The following is a 16,915-nucleotide window of genomic DNA, read 5'->3' as shown; positions in this document are numbered from 1 at the left end:
CGTGTCAAAGCGGCAGGTGGGCAGCCTCGGTACTCCATCAGTTGAATTGGGCCACGGACCTATTCGCGCCGCAGTCCCACTCCCCCCCAACTGCCAGCAGGCGCCCCTACCATGCCTTCAGAATCACCTTGATCTTATACGCACCCTGAAAAGTTCGTGCATGTTTCCCGTGGCCTCCTGAAGCTTCAAGGCCACCATAAGCGTGCACGAACTTACTCCGGTGGGTATTACCGGGGACGGCGATTGTGGCCCCGCCACCCTGCGCCCGCTCGTTCTGCTTCCCAACCGTGCGGCCCTCGAAACCGCCACCCACGCAACCCCGAACCTCCATCTCCGCCCCCGAGGAAAAAGACAAGGGAAGAACCGAGAAGGCGTGATTCTTCGCCTTCTCTCTCTTCCCGCACACATCCCGATGGAGGATGCAATGAGCCAGGTCTCCCCACCCGCCACGCGACGCGCCGCCGCCCAGTCCGACCGCGCCGCCCGCTTGGCCGCGCTGGAGCGGGCCGCCGCGCGCTACGGGTTCGAGCCCGTTCCGAACGAGCTTCCGTTCACACCCGAGCGCGAGGACGCCGATGCCCCGCTCCGCCGTCACATGGCCCACCTGCGCCTGGACGGAACCGTTCTGGATCCCCGCTACCCTCCTCGGCCGCGGCTCACCGAGACGGAAGCGCTGGATGGAGTACCGCTCGTGGTGACGTCGCTGGACCGCTACCCGCCGTTCCTCCGCTGCATCGTATGCGCGGGCGCGAAGGGCGAGACGTACATGATCTGCGCCGGGTGCTACACCACCCAGATTCGCGTCGCCGAGCACGTCCTGCTCCAGATCCTTCCGAACATCGATGAAGCGGCGCTCGGCAAGGTGAAGGCCTTGGAGCACGGGCAGTTCGTGCGCGCGACGCGTGGAGCGCCCCGCTTGGAGCCCAAGCGCCGCGGGCAGCTCGATCCGGGAGCCGAGGCGGCGCGGCGCGCGGCCCGCCTCACCGCGTCACGGGCCATTCGCGCGGCGCGGATCGAGATGCTGCGGGCCGCGGCCGAGGAGCCGGGGATCACGCCTTGGACTGCCCGCCGGCGCGCAGCCGAGCTCCGGGCCTGCGAGGCGGCGGAGCCCTGGAACGCCGGGGAGTGGGAGCGCGGCCTCGCGGCGTTGTCGCTCGACGATGCCTGGCTGGGGCTGCTGGGATTGGAAGCCCCGGCCCACGAGCGGGAGGCGCCGGACGACGAGTACCCGGTGGAATGGCTGGACGACGACTGGATGTCCGCTCCCGACCGGGTCGCCTTCGTGGAGGACGCCACCGGGCCACTGATCGCCCGCACGAACACCGCAGCCGGCGGCCCGGAGCACGCCGCCGCCCTGCAGCGCAACGAGCTCTTCAGGCAGTACCAGTTCGCGCTCCGCGAGGCGGAGCAGGCGGAGGGGCGGCCGAGTCCGAATGACTACTTGGACTGGCTCGTGCGGTCCCTGAAGGAGTGCGGAGGAATCCCGGTTCGTACCCGGGCGCGTATGCCCGGCGATTGGGACGACGAGGAGTGCGGCCGGTGGGACCGCTGGATCGACGGCATCCTGAGCGGGGGCCAGGCTGCGCCCCCCGAGGGGCTGGATCCGCTGGACGTCCTCCGCGCCGCCGCGTGGGCGCGGGCGTCGACCACCGCGGAGGACGGCGAGGTGACCCCCGTCGTGCTGCCCCGGCTCGACACCGGCCTGCCGTCGGGGCGGCTCCGGTGGAGCCGATTCATCAGCGAGGAGATCGAGGCGGAGTTCCAGCCGTGGGGGCGCTGGGCGGAGATCCCGGAGGAGGACGGGTCGGTGGTGCGGGTCTGGACGGGCGAGGCCGAGGGGGTGGGCCGGCGGCTCCGACCCGGCGTGGTACGGTCGGTCCTCGTGCGCCGGCTGAAGGAATGGACCGGGAAAGCAGGGACGCCGCCCACGCGTCCGACGGGTGGAGGAATCCGCCAGCGGGGCACGCGCGCGGCGTGGGAGCGCGACATCCGGGCCGAGCGGCGCCGGAGAAGGTTCGAGCGGATGGCGATCCGGACCCTCGGGGTCGATCCGTTCCGGATGCAGGGCGGCCTGACACAGCCCGTGTGACCGCTGCGCGCTGCCCGTTCCCGCCGCCCGGAACCCCTGCCCGCGGGTGGGGGTTCCGGGCGGCGGTCAGGCGGACGGCCGGCGCTCGAGCTTCCGGGCGTAGGCCCGGAAGCCGTCCAGGACATCCTCCGCCGCGGCGAGTATGGTTCCGACCCCCACCTCGGCCCCTTTCGGGATCGCCTGCTCCAGCCGCCCGACGGCACGGCGGATCGCGGCCGCGCGCGGATTCTCCCCGCCGGACTTCCGGCCGCCGGTCCGAGCCGGGGCTGGCTCGTCGAAGAAGACCCGGCCGGCCGCGGTGGGGGTCACGACATCGTCCGCAATCGTCACCAGGCCGCGCGCCAGCAGCGGCTTGGCAACCCTGCCGTCCAGTGTCTCCGCGGCGACCGATCCCTGGCGCAGGACCCTGCGGAGGGCATCCGCCTGCAAGCTGTTCAGGCGCACGGGCGAGGGAGGCGGGGCGCGCCGGGGGGGCGCAACGAGAGCTTTCCCCTCGGCGGTGGCCCGCACGAGGGTTCCGGACAGTTCCACCAGCCCGGCCGCCCTAAGCGGGCGGAGGACCCGCCCGTCGACGTCCCACGACGGCACCTCGCCCCGGCGGACGATCTGGGAAAGGAGTTCGCGCTGGGGTGGCTTGAGGTCTCGCATCTTCGGCTCGGCTGGGTGCGGCGGACCCGCGGGCCGCGCCCATCCCGTGCGCCCGCGAAGGGGAAGTCTGGCGCACTCCGATGCCCTCCGCCAGCCCCCGCGCCAGGTCGCGGCGGCGTCCCCGCTGGTCCCGCACGGGGTAGAACAGGGCAGCGAAGGACCCCCGTCCGTTCGGGGGATGCCCGACCGCCGCGCCCCGGATGCAGCATGCCCCCGATCTCCGATACCCCGCCGCCTCCCGACCACCACCCTCCCTTCCAGAGCCCCGCGCCGTCCCCCGCGGACGCGCCGCCCCGCGCATGGCCTGAGAGCGCGCGGGTGCTCGCGCCCTCGTCCGCCCTCGCCCTGCAGGAGCTGCGGGACCAGGTGCGGGCCGCGAGCAAGCCCCGGAAGCGGCTCCTCGCGAGGCACCCCGCGCCGGCCCCCGAGCCACCCCCCCGCCCGGAGGCGATCCGCGCCGCGGCGCGGATCGAGGCGCGCCTGACCGCCCTGGATCCTGCCGTCGCCACGACAGGGGGCGGCGCCGGGGACGCCAAGGAATCCGTACTCCGCGAGATGCCGCCGGCCGTACACCCCACCGTGCTCCACCGGATCGCCGAGGTGGTCCGCGCGAAAGTGGCGGAAGCCGAGCAGGCGCAGGACGCGCTGGAAACGCGCGTCCGCCTCATCCGGCCGAGCGCGGCGACGCGGGTGGTGAGAGCCGTCACGACATCGGACGTAGCCACCGCGGAACAGGGGTCGGCCGCCGCCGCCGCCGCGCTCGGCCGGCCGGCGCTCACGCAGGAGGCCGAGGCCGTCCGGCGGCTCGCGGGCGCGGCCTGGAGCGAAAGCGCCGGCCTCCAGCGCGTCACCGACCGCGCGGCGGTCGTGCTGGAGATGGCGGGTACGCCGTCCACCGGGGGTGGGCCCGGGGCCGCGCCGGCCACCGCGTCCCAGGTGCTTGGCGAGGTCGACCGGCGGCTGGCCGGGATCCGGCGGGCGGACTTGGCCGCGCGCGCGTGGCGGGACCACGCCCTGCTCCCGAAGGCCGAGCCGCGGATGCAGTGGGGCGGCGTGTATCCGGACATCCGCTCGATCGACTGCCTGCGCTGCGGCACGACGCGGGGGCGCGAGGACGGGCAGGCGCGTCTGAACCCGGACGGCACCCTCCGCCTGGACGCGGACGGCAACCCGGAGCGCTTCCACCCGCGGGACGGCGAGCTGTGCACGCCCTGCTGGCTCTCCGGCGCGCCCATGTCCGTCCCGGAGCTCAAGCTCCGGCAGCGCGAGTCCCGGTTGATCGAGGCGACCCAGGTGCATTTCCGGCCGGGCAAGGTCGGATGGGAGGAGCGCGCCGCGGAGTGGAGCGCACGGGACCGTGCACGCCGCACGCTGGTCGATCCCGTGGAGGAGCGCCTGGACGCGCCCTCGCCGTGGGTCGTGGTGCCGAGCCCGGCCGAGGTGGGCAACCGCCGCACGGAAGAACTTCTGGAGAGGGAGGCGGCGCGCGAGGAGGCCCTCGAGAGCCGCCAGTGGGACCTTCCCGGCGACCGGGAGGCGGACTGGTGGGACCTCAAGTTCTCCGGGATGGCGGATTCCCCCGAGCGCCCGCCCGAGCTTTCCGCCGAGCGGCGGCTCGAACTCGAGACCGCCCGCCTCGCGGAGGCCCAGCGCCGCCTGCGCGCGGTCGTCGGCGTGGACGACCCCGCGCTCCGGCGCGTGCTGGAGACGGAGGCGGACGTCCGGCTGCATCTGGGCCAGGGAGGCGCCATCCGCGAGGCGTGGGAGGCCACGCGGGGGATCCCCCGCGCCGATCTGCGGGCCGCCGCCCGGGAGCAGCTCGAGCAGCGGCTCCGCGGCCCCGACGCGCTCCTCCACCACCGGCGGCTCCGCGAGGCGCGCGGCCTCGTGTTCCCGAAGGACGTCGCCCCCGAACTGCAGCCCACCATCCGCGCGAGGCAGATCGAGCGCGTGCTCGCCGACCTGGACGTGCCGTCGCTGGTCGGCCGCCTCCAGGATCTCGCGCGCACCGCGGAGCGCCCGGGCACCGCGCGCGCCGCCGAAGCCGTGCTGGACGGCTTGGCGCCGGCCCTGGCCGACCGACGCCTCCAGGGGGCGGTCGCGCAGGGGCGGCTGGCGGAGACCGCGCGCCAGGACCGGACGGCCTTCCACAGCGGCATCGACGAGGCCGTGCTCCCCGGCGAGCGCCGCGGCGAGGCGCACGCGCGTGGACTGGATCGCTGGCTCAAGCCCCAGGGCGGAACCGCGGCTGCGTTCAGCCGCGAAGTCGGCGACCTGAACCCCCGGGGCGAGATCCGGGACCACCGCCCATCGAAGCCGGACGGCACCCTTCCCTGGCAGCTGGCGGAGCGCGACCGGATGATCGCGGCCGAGGTCCGGGAGGGCGGCATGAGCGCCCCGGACCGCATCCTGTCGGCACTGCAGCAATACGGGGCGGAGGCGGCCGCACGCGGGCCGGCCGGGGGGCAACCCTTCGGCGACGACGTGCGCGAGCGCCTGATCGAGGCGGCGGCGCGCCAGGCGGGGTTCACGCAGGGCGAGGTGGACCGCCTCTGGGAGGTGCACCGGCTGGCCGGCGGCGTGGAGGACCCGGCGGCTTTCGACCAGCTCATGCGGGAGGCCGGCGCCTGGAAGGCGCAGCCGGAAAGCGACCCCGCCCGGCTCCGGGATGCGCTCGCGCTCCGCACCCGTGGCGGCGCCCGGCTGGTCTTCTCGACCGAGGACCTGGAGCTGGTCGCCCGCGCGGAGCGGGCCGCCGCGCCGTACCTCGATCTTTTCGACCAGGCCCGCGCCCGCTGGAGCCCCGCGGGTCCCGACGAGGCCCCCGCGACCGAGGAACCGGCCACGAGTCCGGCCACGGCTGACCCTGCAACCCCGGCCGCCGTGCCGGGGGCACCGGAAAACCCGGACGTCGCGGTCATCCAGGAGCAGGTGGCCGCGCTCCGGGCGTTCGAACGGCTGGATCCCGCCTACCAGGACGCGATGCGCCAGATCGACCGCGCGGAGACGATCCTGGCCGCCACCCGCGAGGCCCGCGAAGCGGCGTTCCTCGCGTGGTCGGAGACGAAGCGGACGCTGTCGGCGCAGTTCAGCAACCCCGAGCGCCTACTGGCGCGCGTGTGGGAGATGGACGCCGCCGAGGTCCGCGAGATGGCCGCGGCGCTCCGCGCCAACCCGCTCGCGCTTTCGGCCGCCCATCCGCGGACCGGGGGCGTGCCCCGCATTCCGGGCGTCAACGCCGCGGGCACGGCGGAGCGGCTGGAGCCCGCGCTCAAGACCGTCCGCGCCCAGGGGCTCCGCGGCCTGCTGGGCCAGCCGGACGCCGGCCAGGCGGAGCGCCAGGCGCGGATCGCGGCGGTCGCGCTGGAAACCTGGGCGGCCGCCCGGAGCCGCGGCGAGGAGACGCGGACCTGGGCGGCCACACAGCTCGCGCTCCCCGCGGACACCCCGCTCACGAAGGTCGGCGAAGCGGCTCAGGCGCGCCTGGCCGAGCTCGCGCGCGAGCACCAGGACCTCGTGCGCTCGTGGCGCGAAATGGCGTCGGCGCCGACGCTCGCCCAGATCGAGCGCCAGATCAATGCACTGCACCCCGAATCCGCCCGGCGCGCCCGCGCCGCGCTCCCGGAGCTGGACACGAGGCCGGCCTCCCGGGCGGCCGGCCGCTCCCTTCCCCAGCCCGCCCTGTCCCGATGAACCGACTCCGACCCGAAGAGCTGGAAACCCTGCTCGGCGACACGCACCAGGCACTCCACACCGCGGGCGCGGCGCAGCGGGTCTGGGCGCGGCTCGAGTGCACCTGCGGAAGGCCCGAATGCCGGGTCCACGACCCCGCGCGCCACACGCTCACGCTTCAGCTGGACGCGCTCGCGGCGTATTGGCGGGCAGAGGAGGCGAGCGGGGAGGACCTCGCGCGGATCACGGCCGCGCTCAGCCGGCTCGCCGACGTGCTGGGACCCGTGACCCCAAGCGCCCGCCCCGCAGACCCCGCGGACCCCGGCCGGCTGCTGCACGCGGTGCGCGACCACTGGCTGGCCGGCATGGGAACCCCGCTCGGCGGCCCGCCCGGCGAGGCGTGGCTCGGGGAACTGGTGCTGGTCGAGGCGCGCAACGAGCTGCTCCTAGACCAGCTGCTCTCGCGCATGGTGGCCACGCCCTTCGTCCGGCTCGCGGACGCGGGCGCCGCCCATGCGCGCGCGGGCACCTCCCGCGCGGCGCGGGAGGGCGGCGCCGCCTGCAGGCGGGCGCTCCGGACGTGGATCCCCGACCACGAGGCGCGTCCCCTCAGGAACCTGCTGCACCAGCACCTGCTCAGGGTCTTGGCCGAGGCGCCGTGGAGCGCGGGGGAAGCGCGCGAGGTGGTCCAGATGGCCGAGGACGCCGCCCACGCGGTGCTGGCCTTCGGCATCGTGGACGATCTCTGGGTCGCGCCCGCGTACGGAGCGATGGAGCAGGTGGCGCCGTTCGCGGCGCTACGCGTGGCGCTGGTGCTGGAGGACGACCCCGAAGCCGACCGGCGGGCCATGGCGCCCGCCGGAAACTCTGATCCCTGACGGAGGCGAAGCCCACCGATGCAGACCATGCCCCTGCTGGGCCCCGCGGAGTACGTCTGGATTCCGGGTCTGGACGCCGGCGCCGCCGAGCCCGCTCCCGTGACCGCGCCCCTACTCCGCGCCGTGCATCTCGAGCGGCGGGAAGACGTCGCCCCAACCACCCGGAAGGTGACTCTCGAGACTCTGGACGGAGACCTCCCCCTCCCGAGGCGAATCCACCAGCATGGAGACGTGGGCGAGGGGTGGGACTGGGGGTGGCGCGGCAGCGCGCCGCTCGAAACCGCCCTCAACCTGCTCGCCGCGCTCGTGCACCCCAAGGCGGCCTGGCGCCTTCAGTGGGCCTTCTGCGACACGTTTCTCCTGCCCATGCGGACCGCCGGAGGCACGCTGGACGGCGACCATCTACGCGCGTGGCTCCGGGAGCACGACTGGATCGGCCGCGCGTCGGGCGGGTGGGAAGCCGCGGCACGCGCGGAGTACCAGGCGCCGCTCGCGCGGGAGCGCCGGCGTAGCCGATGGATGAGCCCCGCGGCCCGCGCGGCGCACGCCCTGGACCTGGTCACCTCGGCAATGCGGTGGGATGCGGAGGACCGCCGGGCGGCGGCGGCCGAGGTGGCGGCTCCGAGCACCCGCCTCTGGGGCGCGGCCGCGCTCCCAGGCCCCGCCGAGCCGCCCGGATCGGCCGCCTACCAGCTCGAGCGCGCGGCAGCGGCTCTGGCCGGCGCCCCGGCGGACGCGTGCTGGCCCACCCTGGCCGCGCTGGCGGCACGCATCGCACCCCGTGGAAGTCCGGGGTGGACGGCGTGGCGGGACGCCGCGCACCAACAGCCGGCGCTTCCGCGGCCGGAAACCCTCGAGCTCATCGCCCGCATGGGATCTCCGGAGGGCGATCGATCCCCGTGGACCGCCGCCGCCCTGCTTGCCCGGTGCATCCGTCGTCACGCGTCGGATGCCGGCCCCCCCGCGGGGGACACCGTCCCCGAGCTCGCGCTCTTCCTCGGGGCGGCCCTGGAGGGGGCGCCACAGGGCGAGCCCCGCGTCACGGGCGACCCGGCCGCGCTCCGGGCGACGCTCCACGCACTGGACCAGGCACTCGTGCAGGGTCCCGAGCTTGCCGACCGGGCCGCGCGCATGGGCGTCACGTCCAAACTGGTTCGTGCCCGCGCCCGGGCCGCACTCGCGCCGCAGGTGGCGGCACTCCGGGAGCACCGCGGCGCCCTGCGGGAAGAAGCGGAGATGGAGGCGGAGTACGCTCGGCAGGCCACGACGCTCCGGCTTCCGCGCGGCCGCAGCGAGCAGCCGGCCGATGCCAGCCGGGAACTCTGGGAGTGGGCGGCGGGCGCCACGGTCCACACGCTCGTCGGCGTCGCTCGGGCCGGCCCTCCGCCGCGTGGAATGATCGGGATGGATGGGTTGCTGCGCCTGACCGGGCACTGGCTCCCGGATCCGCACGCGACGGTCGTGGCGGCCGCCCGGTGGCAGCTCGAGGAGCGGGCGCCCATGCTTGTCGGCCTGGCGCCGTTTCCCGTGCGGGGGGACGGACTGCTCCGAACGCCCGAGTGGAGTCCCCCACAGGTGTGGAGCGAGGGTCCGCCCGCGGAGCAGTCCTCGCCCGCACGGCGGGCCGTCGCGGTGGAGACCGAGCAGGCGTGGCTCGCGGCCAAGACGGAGCAGGCGCCGTGAAAACCGTGATGGTCGCCTCGACCAAGGGCGGCACCGCGAAGACGACCACGGCGCTGGCGCTCGCGGCGGCGTGGGCCGCGGCGCACGAGCGGCGGATCGCGGTCTGGGACGGCGACCCGCAGGGGACGCTCACGCGCCAGCTTCGGCACGCCGTGATCCGGGATCCCTGGGCGGCGGCGCCGGTCGCGCTCGAGATTCCCCGGATCGCGGGGCGCGTCGAGCTGTTCCGGGGCGGGAGGGCACTCGGGCTCGCGGCTTTGCCCGAGATCGAGCGCTTCTTCCGGCGCCCGGACTGGGCGGGACGCGGGGGCACCGACCTGGGGGTGATCGACACGCCGCCCGGCGGGCTGCTCCACATCGTGGCGGCCGCCGGCACGGCCGACCTGCTGCTGGTCCCCGTCGACACCACCCCGCTCGGCCTGGAGGGGCTGATCGAGACCATGGACCTGCTCCGCGCCATCGACCCTCCGCTCCCCACCCGCGTGCTGCTGACCCGTGTGGTGGCCCGCCGCGGCATCACGCGCGAGATCACGGAATATCTCGACCGGCGCCACCCCGGCATCCGGCTGCCCGTGGGCATCCCGGAGGACGCGCGCGTCCCCGAATCGCACAAGGAGCGGCGTCCCGTGACACTCGGCGTCCAGAGCCGCGCCGCGGACGCGTACCACGAGGTCGCACGGCACCTGCTCCCGGTGATCGCCGGCCTCCGTCGCATGCCGCACGGCGTGGACACCGCGGCCGTCGCCGGGAGCGGCCGGTGAGCGGCGGGCAGTCCGCCCGGCGCGGCGGGGCCAAGGGCCTCGACTGGCTGGCGCGGGAGGGCGGCGGAGACGCGGCCGCGGTCCTCGGCGCCGACCTTCGCGCGCTCGCTGGCCCGCCGCTGGACGGCGAGCCCGTGGAGAAGGTGCCCTGCGGTCACATCGACCGGTCTCCCTTCCAGGCCCGGCGGGTGTTTCCCGAAGCGGCCACGGCGGCGCTCCGGGAGTCCGTACGTGCCAACGGGCTCCTGCAGCCCGTGGTTCTCCGCCCCCGGCCGGGGGGCCGCTTCGAGCTGATCGCGGGGGAGCGCAGGCTCCGGAGCGTGGAGAGCCTGGGATGGTCCCATGTGACGGCGGTGGTGCGGGTGGTCGACGACCTGACCGCGCACCTGCTGGGGCAGGTCGAGAACGACGACCGTACGGACATCTCCGCGTGGGAGCGTGCGCTGGGCTTCGTGGATCTCCGCGCCCACATCGCGCGGGCGCGGGGCGGCATCCCGACGCTCTCCGAAATCGGCGAGGTACGCGGCGGGGTCGACAAGTCCACCGTCAGCCGGTACCTGACCATCGGAGAAGCGTTTGCCCCCCCCCTGGTGGCGCGGGCCGGCGTCACCGAGGAGGACATGGCCGCCCTGTCGCTCCCGACCCTGATCCGTGCGGCGAGAAGACCGGAAGCACACCGCTTCACGCATATCCGCGACGTGCTGCGCAAGCGGCAGATCCGCGCGGAAAGAGCGCGGCACCGGAAGCTGGATCCGCAGGAGGCGGGATCACGCGCGCCCGAACCAACGGCGGCGGATCGTGCAAAGCCGACACCGAAGTGGGAAGACTACTTCCGGGAACGTGCGGTACGCATCGAGACGCCCGGGCCGGCAAGAGAAATGACGACGAAGCAGGCCCATGCGGCCGCGCTCCGGATGATTCTACCACTCGCGGCGCTGGCCGCACGGGTCGCCGAGGCTGGTAGTCCAACGGCACTCGTGCTGGAGGGCGACGGCGGTCGCATCATCTACCTTCCCGAGCTTCTGGACGGGGCGGTCCTCACTGCGCTGGAGCGCCTCAAAGCCGCACTTGGAGCCGATGCAGCTGTCGACCCCAAGCGGCCGTTGACAAGCAACACACCACAACGCGGACGCTTGCCGGGGATGTCAGGCACCCATGGTGGATGATGAGGCAGCGCCCGAGGATTGCAAGGCGATCGCAATTAGCACGGTGTAGACCGCGGAGCGATGGACCCCACCACCCCTCCAGATCTAGATGATGGAGTCGGCGAGAGGCTCCGTTCGACGACGCTTGTGTCCCACAGGTCGGAGTTCTTGTGGTCCCGCTGCGGCTGCCTTCCACCGCGCACCGGTTCACTCCCTCAGCAGACCCGCAGTCCAGCCCTCATCGTCTCGTACTTCATCCGGGACTTCTCCGAAGCAGATCCGCAATGCGAGCACCTGCCCTGCAAACTCCGGGATATCGGGAAACTGGCCCGCAATGTCGGCAACCTGTTGCGCGAACTGCGCTGCCCGTTCCGGATCGCCCCCGAACAAGGCGCACGCGAGATGACGCCATGTCGACGCCAACACCAGTTCGAACTCCGGATTTCCGGCAAAAGGCGCGGTGAGTGCCTCGAGTCCACCCAACAAACTTTCAGCCCTGTCGAAATCGCGGCATTCTGCCGAACCCGTGCTCAGCAGCCCGGTTATTGCCCAGTTCAACGCCCGGGCGCGCTCCAACTCGAACTCCCGGTCACCCGCGAAGGGGAGAGCCAGCGTGTCCACCCGCTCGGCAGCCTCTTCGCTGCGCGCTGCCCCGCCCTCCTGATTGCCGTACGCGAATGCCACAAACCGCCACGCCTGGGCCCGCTCCAACTCGAACTCCCGGTCATCCGCGAAGGGGAGAGCCAGCGTGTCCACCCGCTCGGCAATCTCTTCGCTGCGCACTGCTCCGCCATCTTGGTTCGAGTACGCGACTGCCACAGACCGCCACGCCTGGGCCCGCTCCAACTCGAACTCCCGGTCATCCGCGAAGGGGAGAGCCAGCGTGTCCACCCGCTCGGCAGCCTCTTCGCTGCGCGCTGCTCCGCCATCCTGGTTCGAGTACGCGAATGCCACAGACCGCCACGCCTGGGCCCGCTCCAACTCGAACCCCCGGTCACCCGCGAAGGGGAGAGCCAGCGTGTCCACCCGCTCGGCAGCCTCTTCGCTGCGCGCTGCTCCGCCATCCTGTTTTGAGTAGGCGAATGCCACAGACCGCCACGCCTCGGCGCGCTCCAACTCGAATTCCCGGTCACCCGCGAAGGGGAGAGCCAGCGCGTCCACCCGCTCGGCAGCCTCTTCACTGCGCGTTGCGCCGCCCTCCTGTTTCGAGTACGCGAATGCCACAGACCGCCACGCCCGGGCCCGCTTCAACTCGAACTCCCGGTCATCCGCGAAGGGGAAAGCCAGCGTGTCCACCCGCTCGGCAGCCTCTTCACTGCACGCTGCCCCGCCCTCCTGTTTCGAGTACGCGAATGCCACAAACCGCCACGCCTGGGTCCGCTCTGCCTCGAACTCCCGGTCATCCGCGAAGGGGAGAGCCAGCGTGTCCACACGCTCGGCAGCCTCTTCGCTGCGCGCTGCCCCGCCCTCCTGATTGCCGTACGCATAAACGACGTACCGCCACGCGCGGGCGCGCTCCACCTCGAACTTCCGGTCACCCGCGAAGGGGAGAGCCAGCGTGTCCACCCGCTCAGCAGCCTCTTCGCTGCGCGATGCCCCGCCCTTCTGTTTCGAGTACGCGAATGCCACAAACCGCCACGCCTGGGCCCGCTCTGCCTCAAACTCCCGGTCATCCGCGAAGGGGAGAGCCAGCGTGTCCACACGCTCGGCAGCCTCTTCGCTGCGCGCTGCCCCGCCCTCCTGATTGCCGTACGCGAATGCCACAAACCGCCACGCCTGGGCCCGCTCTGCCTCGAACTCCCGGTCATCCGGGAAGGGGAGAGCCAGCGTGTCCACCCGCTCGGCAATCTCTTCGCTGCGCGCTGCTCCGCCATCTTGGTTCGAGTACGCGACTGCCACAGACCGCCACGCCTGGGCCCGCTCCAACTCGAACTCCCGGTCATCCGCGAAGGGGAGAGCCAGCGTGTCCACACGCTCGGCAGCCTCTTCGCTGCGCGCTGCCCCGCCCTCTTGGCTCGAGTACGCGAATGCCACAGACGCCCACGCCCGGGCCCGCTGCAACTCGAACTCCCGGTCACCCGCGAAGGGGAGAGCCAGCGTGTCCACCCGCTCAGCAATCTCTTCACTGCGCGCCGCGCCGCCCTCCTGTTTCGAGTACGCGAATGCCACATACCGCCACGCCCGGGCGCGCTCCAACTCGAACCCCCGGTCACCCGCGAAGGGGAGAGCTAGCGTATCCACCCGCTCGGCAATCTCTTCGCTGCGCGCCGCCCCGCCATCCTGATTCCCGTACGCATAAACAACGTACCCCCAAGCCTTTACCCGTTTTAGTGCAAAAGCATGGACAGCGCCCAAGCCAGCCCCAAACGATTCCAGACCTGCGGCCAGCTGTTCGGCCTGCCCCGACCCTCCAGGCTGCGTCGAGAATTTATATATTACGAGCCGCCACCCATCAATCCGCGCCAGCTCCACACTCCGATCACCCACGAAGGAAGCCAGTTCCGAATCCATCCGCTGAGCGATGCTCTCTCCCCATTCCGACGCGCCTTCCTCGGAACTCGTGGCGCAGACATAGATCGCATCAGCGTAGATCCACGACTGACTGAGTACAACAGTTCTGCTCAGAGGCGCTCTCAACGATTCTCCTACGCGCTGGGCAATCGACTCCAGTTTCCACGCGGATGCAACGGATCCAGCTCCTCGGAGCGAGAACGCCGCTGCCCGCCAGACCTCGGCTACAATATCCATCCCCGCGGGATCATCACCGGCGGCGGAGTCAAACCGCTCGGCCAGATCCATCGCTTCCTCAGGTTTCCGCTCCAATGCGAGAACCTGCACGCGCAAGCACGTTTGCCTCCCCTCATTCAGGATGGGAGCCGCTGCGAGGAGCCTGAGGATTGAGATTGCAGCCGGGCCATGAACGTCCCTTGCAGTCCAGAGCGAATCCCCGAGGTCTTGAAGCGCATCTACAAGCTCCTCGCATCGATCTAGGGATGCGTGGCTCAGGCCAGCCCGCTCGACCAGTGCGCAAGCCGGCGCGACCAGGCACTCGATATCAGCTTGATTCCGATACCCGCGTTCACCCCCCCACCGGATCGCGTCTGCAGTCGCGTGTAGCGCCCGCACCGCTTCGGGTGTGGCGGTGAGCAGAGAGCCGTCCCGAAGCACCTGCTCCAGCACGCACGCGTAACAGGCGAGTCCGGAACCCGCGCGCGCGCCGACTGTGGCAAGCAGGCCAGAAAAGTCCTTCAAGTGCGCGTCCGCTTCCGCGGGAGCAAGCAGACGAATTTCCCGTTGCGCGATGTGGATGTCACGATCCGTCCGAATACAGTGCTCCGCGTACGCCAGCGCCAGTTCGTAGCGGCTACCCGGCCAGTCAGCGGGAGGCCCCGCCTTCAACACCGCCGCCAGAACATCGTTATGCAAGATGAGCCTGGGGAGTGCCCGAAGCGTCCCCCCTGGGTTCGCGACCCAGGCCGCCTCCGCGACATCGATCGCAATATCCTCCGCTCCCTGAACCACCTCGCGCACGAACTCATCACCGATCATCGTCGGACGAACCGGCGGAATCGAGACGCGCAGACTCTCGGCCTGAAAGGGAAACACGCCAGCCAACTGAGAGGGAGTCGGCAGCGTCGATAGCCGCTTCTTCAATCCCTTGCGCGTTGCGCCTCCACAGAGCGTCGCCGCCGCGATGGCGAGAACATCTGCATCGGCCTGCTTGACAGCCACGACCAGCCGGCTCGCCCGATCCTGCAGCAGGCCTTGCCCCGACATCTCCCGCAGCGGGCGCTTGTTCTTGACCCAGTCCAGACCAAGTTCCACGAGAAGGGGGATCTGCTCCGTTTCGTCGATGAAATGTTGCAGATCATGAGGCCTTTCCAATGCTACGGAGGCCGGGCCGGGAATCCGGCCCGCGAGCCATGTGATCTCATCCGATGTGAAAACGGCATTTTCAGCAAACTTCAGGGGTGCTCGTCCTCGCGGATCCCGAGCTTCCAGCCGCTCCGCGACAGCCTTGGGAATCGTCTGACTGACAATCAGCAACCGGACGGGGTATCGGAACGACCCCGCACGGCCGCCGAGGATCTCCAGCCCGTTCTTGATGTCGTCACCCTTGGGATCGTCCAGCACCAGGAGAGTCGGCCTGCGGGGGATCCATTGGGCCAGCGACTCGGACCGATCCTGCAAAAAGTCGGAATCCAGTTCGCCTGCATCCCACGGATCATCCACATGGCGATGCCCCCATAGATTGCGCAGGTAGGCACCCCAGGCGAGGTGGAACGCACGCAGCCTCCCGGAGAGGTACTTCTTCCCCGGGGAGAGTTCCACTGTGCCGAATACATCGCGCCGGGCAAGCCGCCGCGCGAACTCGTTAGCCGTGCGCGTCTTCCCGATCCCCGGGCGCCCCACGAGCAGGATCCACCGAAACGCGCTTCTCACAGGCGGCTCCTCGGTTGCCCAGGTGAAGAGATCATTCCAAAGCATAAACCGCGAGCCGGCCGGCTCAACCCAGGGAAGTGCCTCGCCCCCCTTGATCTCAAGTCCCGCGGGACGGCGGACCGGCATGAGCACGTGCGGATCAAACGTGTCGAAATACCGCTGGTACGCCCACGCTGCCACCCGTGCCGAACGGATGAGTCCGGCTACGCCTCCGATCCCCGCCATCGTCCAGTACGGGTAGCTCGCCGCCAGCATCTCAATTCGGCTTGGGGATAGAAAGGAGCCGAATCCGCTGAGGAAGCTTTTGATGTGTTCCTCGATCCACTGGCTCCGGTCGATACCACTGCCGGCTGAAGCGAAAATGTCCGACGAGATGTACACCAAAAGCACCGCCCCTGCCGCACCCGCCATGAAACAGGCTGCTCGAAGCATGGCCCGGATCATCACCTTCCGCCGCCGATAGCTTCTCTGCGCGACTTCGGAATCCGTGAACCTTCCGGGCGTCATTCGGCACTCACCCGGCTTTGGTACTGCGCTTCGTATTGGTTCCTGAAAGCGCTGTATCGAGCGATCATGATTCCGCCGTTTGGATGTGTGAGCAGATCGATTGTAGAAACTGTTTGGTCAGTCCTAGTGCAGTTTTTGACACGATGTAGTCGTGCCCGATCAGGCCAACATCCCGACAAGGATGCTCCTTAACCCAAGCTCTTTGCCACAACATTCGAAGCGGCAGATTGTGGATTGTCTGAGCGGGAGGAAACGACTGGCTCTCAAACAACACGCGGCAAGGAGTCGGAGCTCGCGCCTGCGAAGCGGTGGACGAAGCCGAACTCGAACGGGAGAGGGGCGGCACACCAACGCTCGCTGAAATCGGCACGATGCGCGATGGGACCGACAAGTCCACTGTAAGCCGCTACCAGACGATCGGCGAGGCGTTTGCCCCCGGGTGGTGCCGGGCCAGCGTGGCGGACGACGACATGGGGCTCCGTTGCTTCCGACGCTGATCCCGGGCGACGTACGGACGCCCACGGCCGGATCCCGCCGAACCTCCCCAAGGCGGAGGGGGCAATCCAAGTCGCGGATAAACCCGAGGTGTGGGAGCGCTCCTTCGGAGCGTGGAGCTCGGGTCGAAACGGCGGGCCCGGCGGCCGAGATGACGCCGGTCGAGGCTCGGGCTGTTGCGGCGCACACGACCCCGGCACTTCCCGCCCTCGCCGCGAGCGAGGGGGAGACGAGGAACTGTGGAGTTCGGCAAACTCACCCCACGATGACCCGCCCCTACATGAAGGTTCGTGCTCGGGGGCCGCGGCACGTCCGCCACCTGGGCACGATTGGCCTCGGATCCGCTTGCCGGGGGCCGGGCCTCCGGCGACTAGGTCGCCGCAGGGTCGGACCCGTGCTGGGAATATGCATGGAGCCACGACCAGTGCAGCGGGATCCACGCGAATTCGTGGTGCGCGGGGTTCGACTGAGACGTCCGCCCGCGACTGCATGAGCCGCGTCACGGCGTAGAAGAGGGAAGAACCTGACCGACGGCAGCAAGCCCCCTCGACGGCCCGCGCAAAGCGACCCCACCGTTGCACGCGTGCAACGGTG

The 16,915-nt window shown here is 71.2% G+C and carries 9 protein-coding genes; 7 read left to right on the top strand and 2 right to left on the bottom strand.

All coding sequences use genetic code 11. From position 1 onward, the window contains the following. Positions 1 to 487: 487 nt before the first annotated feature. The gene (locus HNQ61_RS09410; protein ID WP_221305259.1) at positions 488 to 2,089 is read left to right on the top strand and encodes a hypothetical protein; all 1,602 of its coding nucleotides are present in this window, start codon (positions 488 to 490) and stop codon (positions 2,087 to 2,089) included. A gap of 66 nt (positions 2,090 to 2,155) precedes the next feature. Here the strand turns inward: HNQ61_RS09410 and HNQ61_RS09405 are convergent, their stop codons facing one another. Next, positions 2,156 to 2,737 carry a hypothetical protein gene (locus tag HNQ61_RS09405; protein WP_170035693.1) on the bottom strand — a complete coding sequence of 194 codons (582 nt, stop codon included), beginning with the start codon at positions 2,735 to 2,737 and terminating at the stop codon, positions 2,156 to 2,158. A gap of 207 nt (positions 2,738 to 2,944) precedes the next feature. On the opposite strand from HNQ61_RS09405, the gene HNQ61_RS09400 reads away from it, so the two are divergent. From HNQ61_RS09400 to HNQ61_RS09380, 5 genes are read left to right on the top strand one after another with little or no spacing between them, the layout of a single operon-like run. Next, positions 2,945 to 6,430 (top strand): hypothetical protein, encoded by a 3,486-nt coding sequence (locus tag HNQ61_RS09400; RefSeq protein ID WP_170035692.1) that lies wholly within the window; start codon positions 2,945 to 2,947, stop codon positions 6,428 to 6,430. Next, positions 6,427 to 7,287, top strand: a complete 861-nt coding sequence (locus tag HNQ61_RS09395) for a hypothetical protein (RefSeq protein WP_170035691.1) — start codon at positions 6,427 to 6,429, stop codon at positions 7,285 to 7,287. The genes HNQ61_RS09400 and HNQ61_RS09395 overlap by 4 nt, the downstream gene beginning before the upstream one ends. A gap of 18 nt (positions 7,288 to 7,305) precedes the next feature. After that, positions 7,306 to 8,970 carry a DUF6166 domain-containing protein gene (locus tag HNQ61_RS09390; RefSeq protein WP_170035690.1) on the top strand — a complete coding sequence of 555 codons (1,665 nt, stop codon included), beginning with the start codon at positions 7,306 to 7,308 and terminating at the stop codon, positions 8,968 to 8,970. Then, the gene (locus HNQ61_RS09385; RefSeq protein ID WP_170035689.1) at positions 8,967 to 9,731 is read left to right on the top strand and encodes a nucleotide-binding protein; all 765 of its coding nucleotides are present in this window, start codon (positions 8,967 to 8,969) and stop codon (positions 9,729 to 9,731) included. Before HNQ61_RS09390 ends, HNQ61_RS09385 begins: the two co-directional genes overlap by 4 nt. Next, a complete protein-coding gene (locus HNQ61_RS09380) occupies positions 9,728 to 10,897 on the top strand; it encodes a ParB/RepB/Spo0J family partition protein (protein ID WP_170035688.1) in 1,170 nt (389 codons plus the stop codon). The genes HNQ61_RS09385 and HNQ61_RS09380 overlap by 4 nt, the downstream gene beginning before the upstream one ends. Before the next feature lie 186 nt (positions 10,898 to 11,083). On the opposite strand, the gene HNQ61_RS09375 is transcribed toward HNQ61_RS09380, so the two are convergent. Next, complete coding sequence (locus HNQ61_RS09375; protein ID WP_170035687.1) at positions 11,084 to 15,763, bottom strand: ATP-binding protein; 4,680 nt, start codon at positions 15,761 to 15,763, stop codon at positions 11,084 to 11,086. 434 nt (positions 15,764 to 16,197) lie between these two features. Here HNQ61_RS09375 and HNQ61_RS29195 point away from each other — a divergent pair, with 434 nt between their 5' ends. Beyond that, complete coding sequence (locus tag HNQ61_RS29195) at positions 16,198 to 16,323, top strand: hypothetical protein (RefSeq protein ID WP_276510130.1); 126 nt, start codon at positions 16,198 to 16,200, stop codon at positions 16,321 to 16,323. The last annotated feature ends 592 nt before the right edge of the window (positions 16,324 to 16,915 follow it).

The sequence above is a fragment of the Longimicrobium terrae genome (genome assembly GCF_014202995.1).
In the GTDB taxonomy this organism is placed as follows: Bacteria; Gemmatimonadota; Gemmatimonadetes; order Longimicrobiales; family Longimicrobiaceae; genus Longimicrobium; species Longimicrobium terrae.
This window is presented reverse-complemented; position numbering and strand designations above follow the sequence as displayed.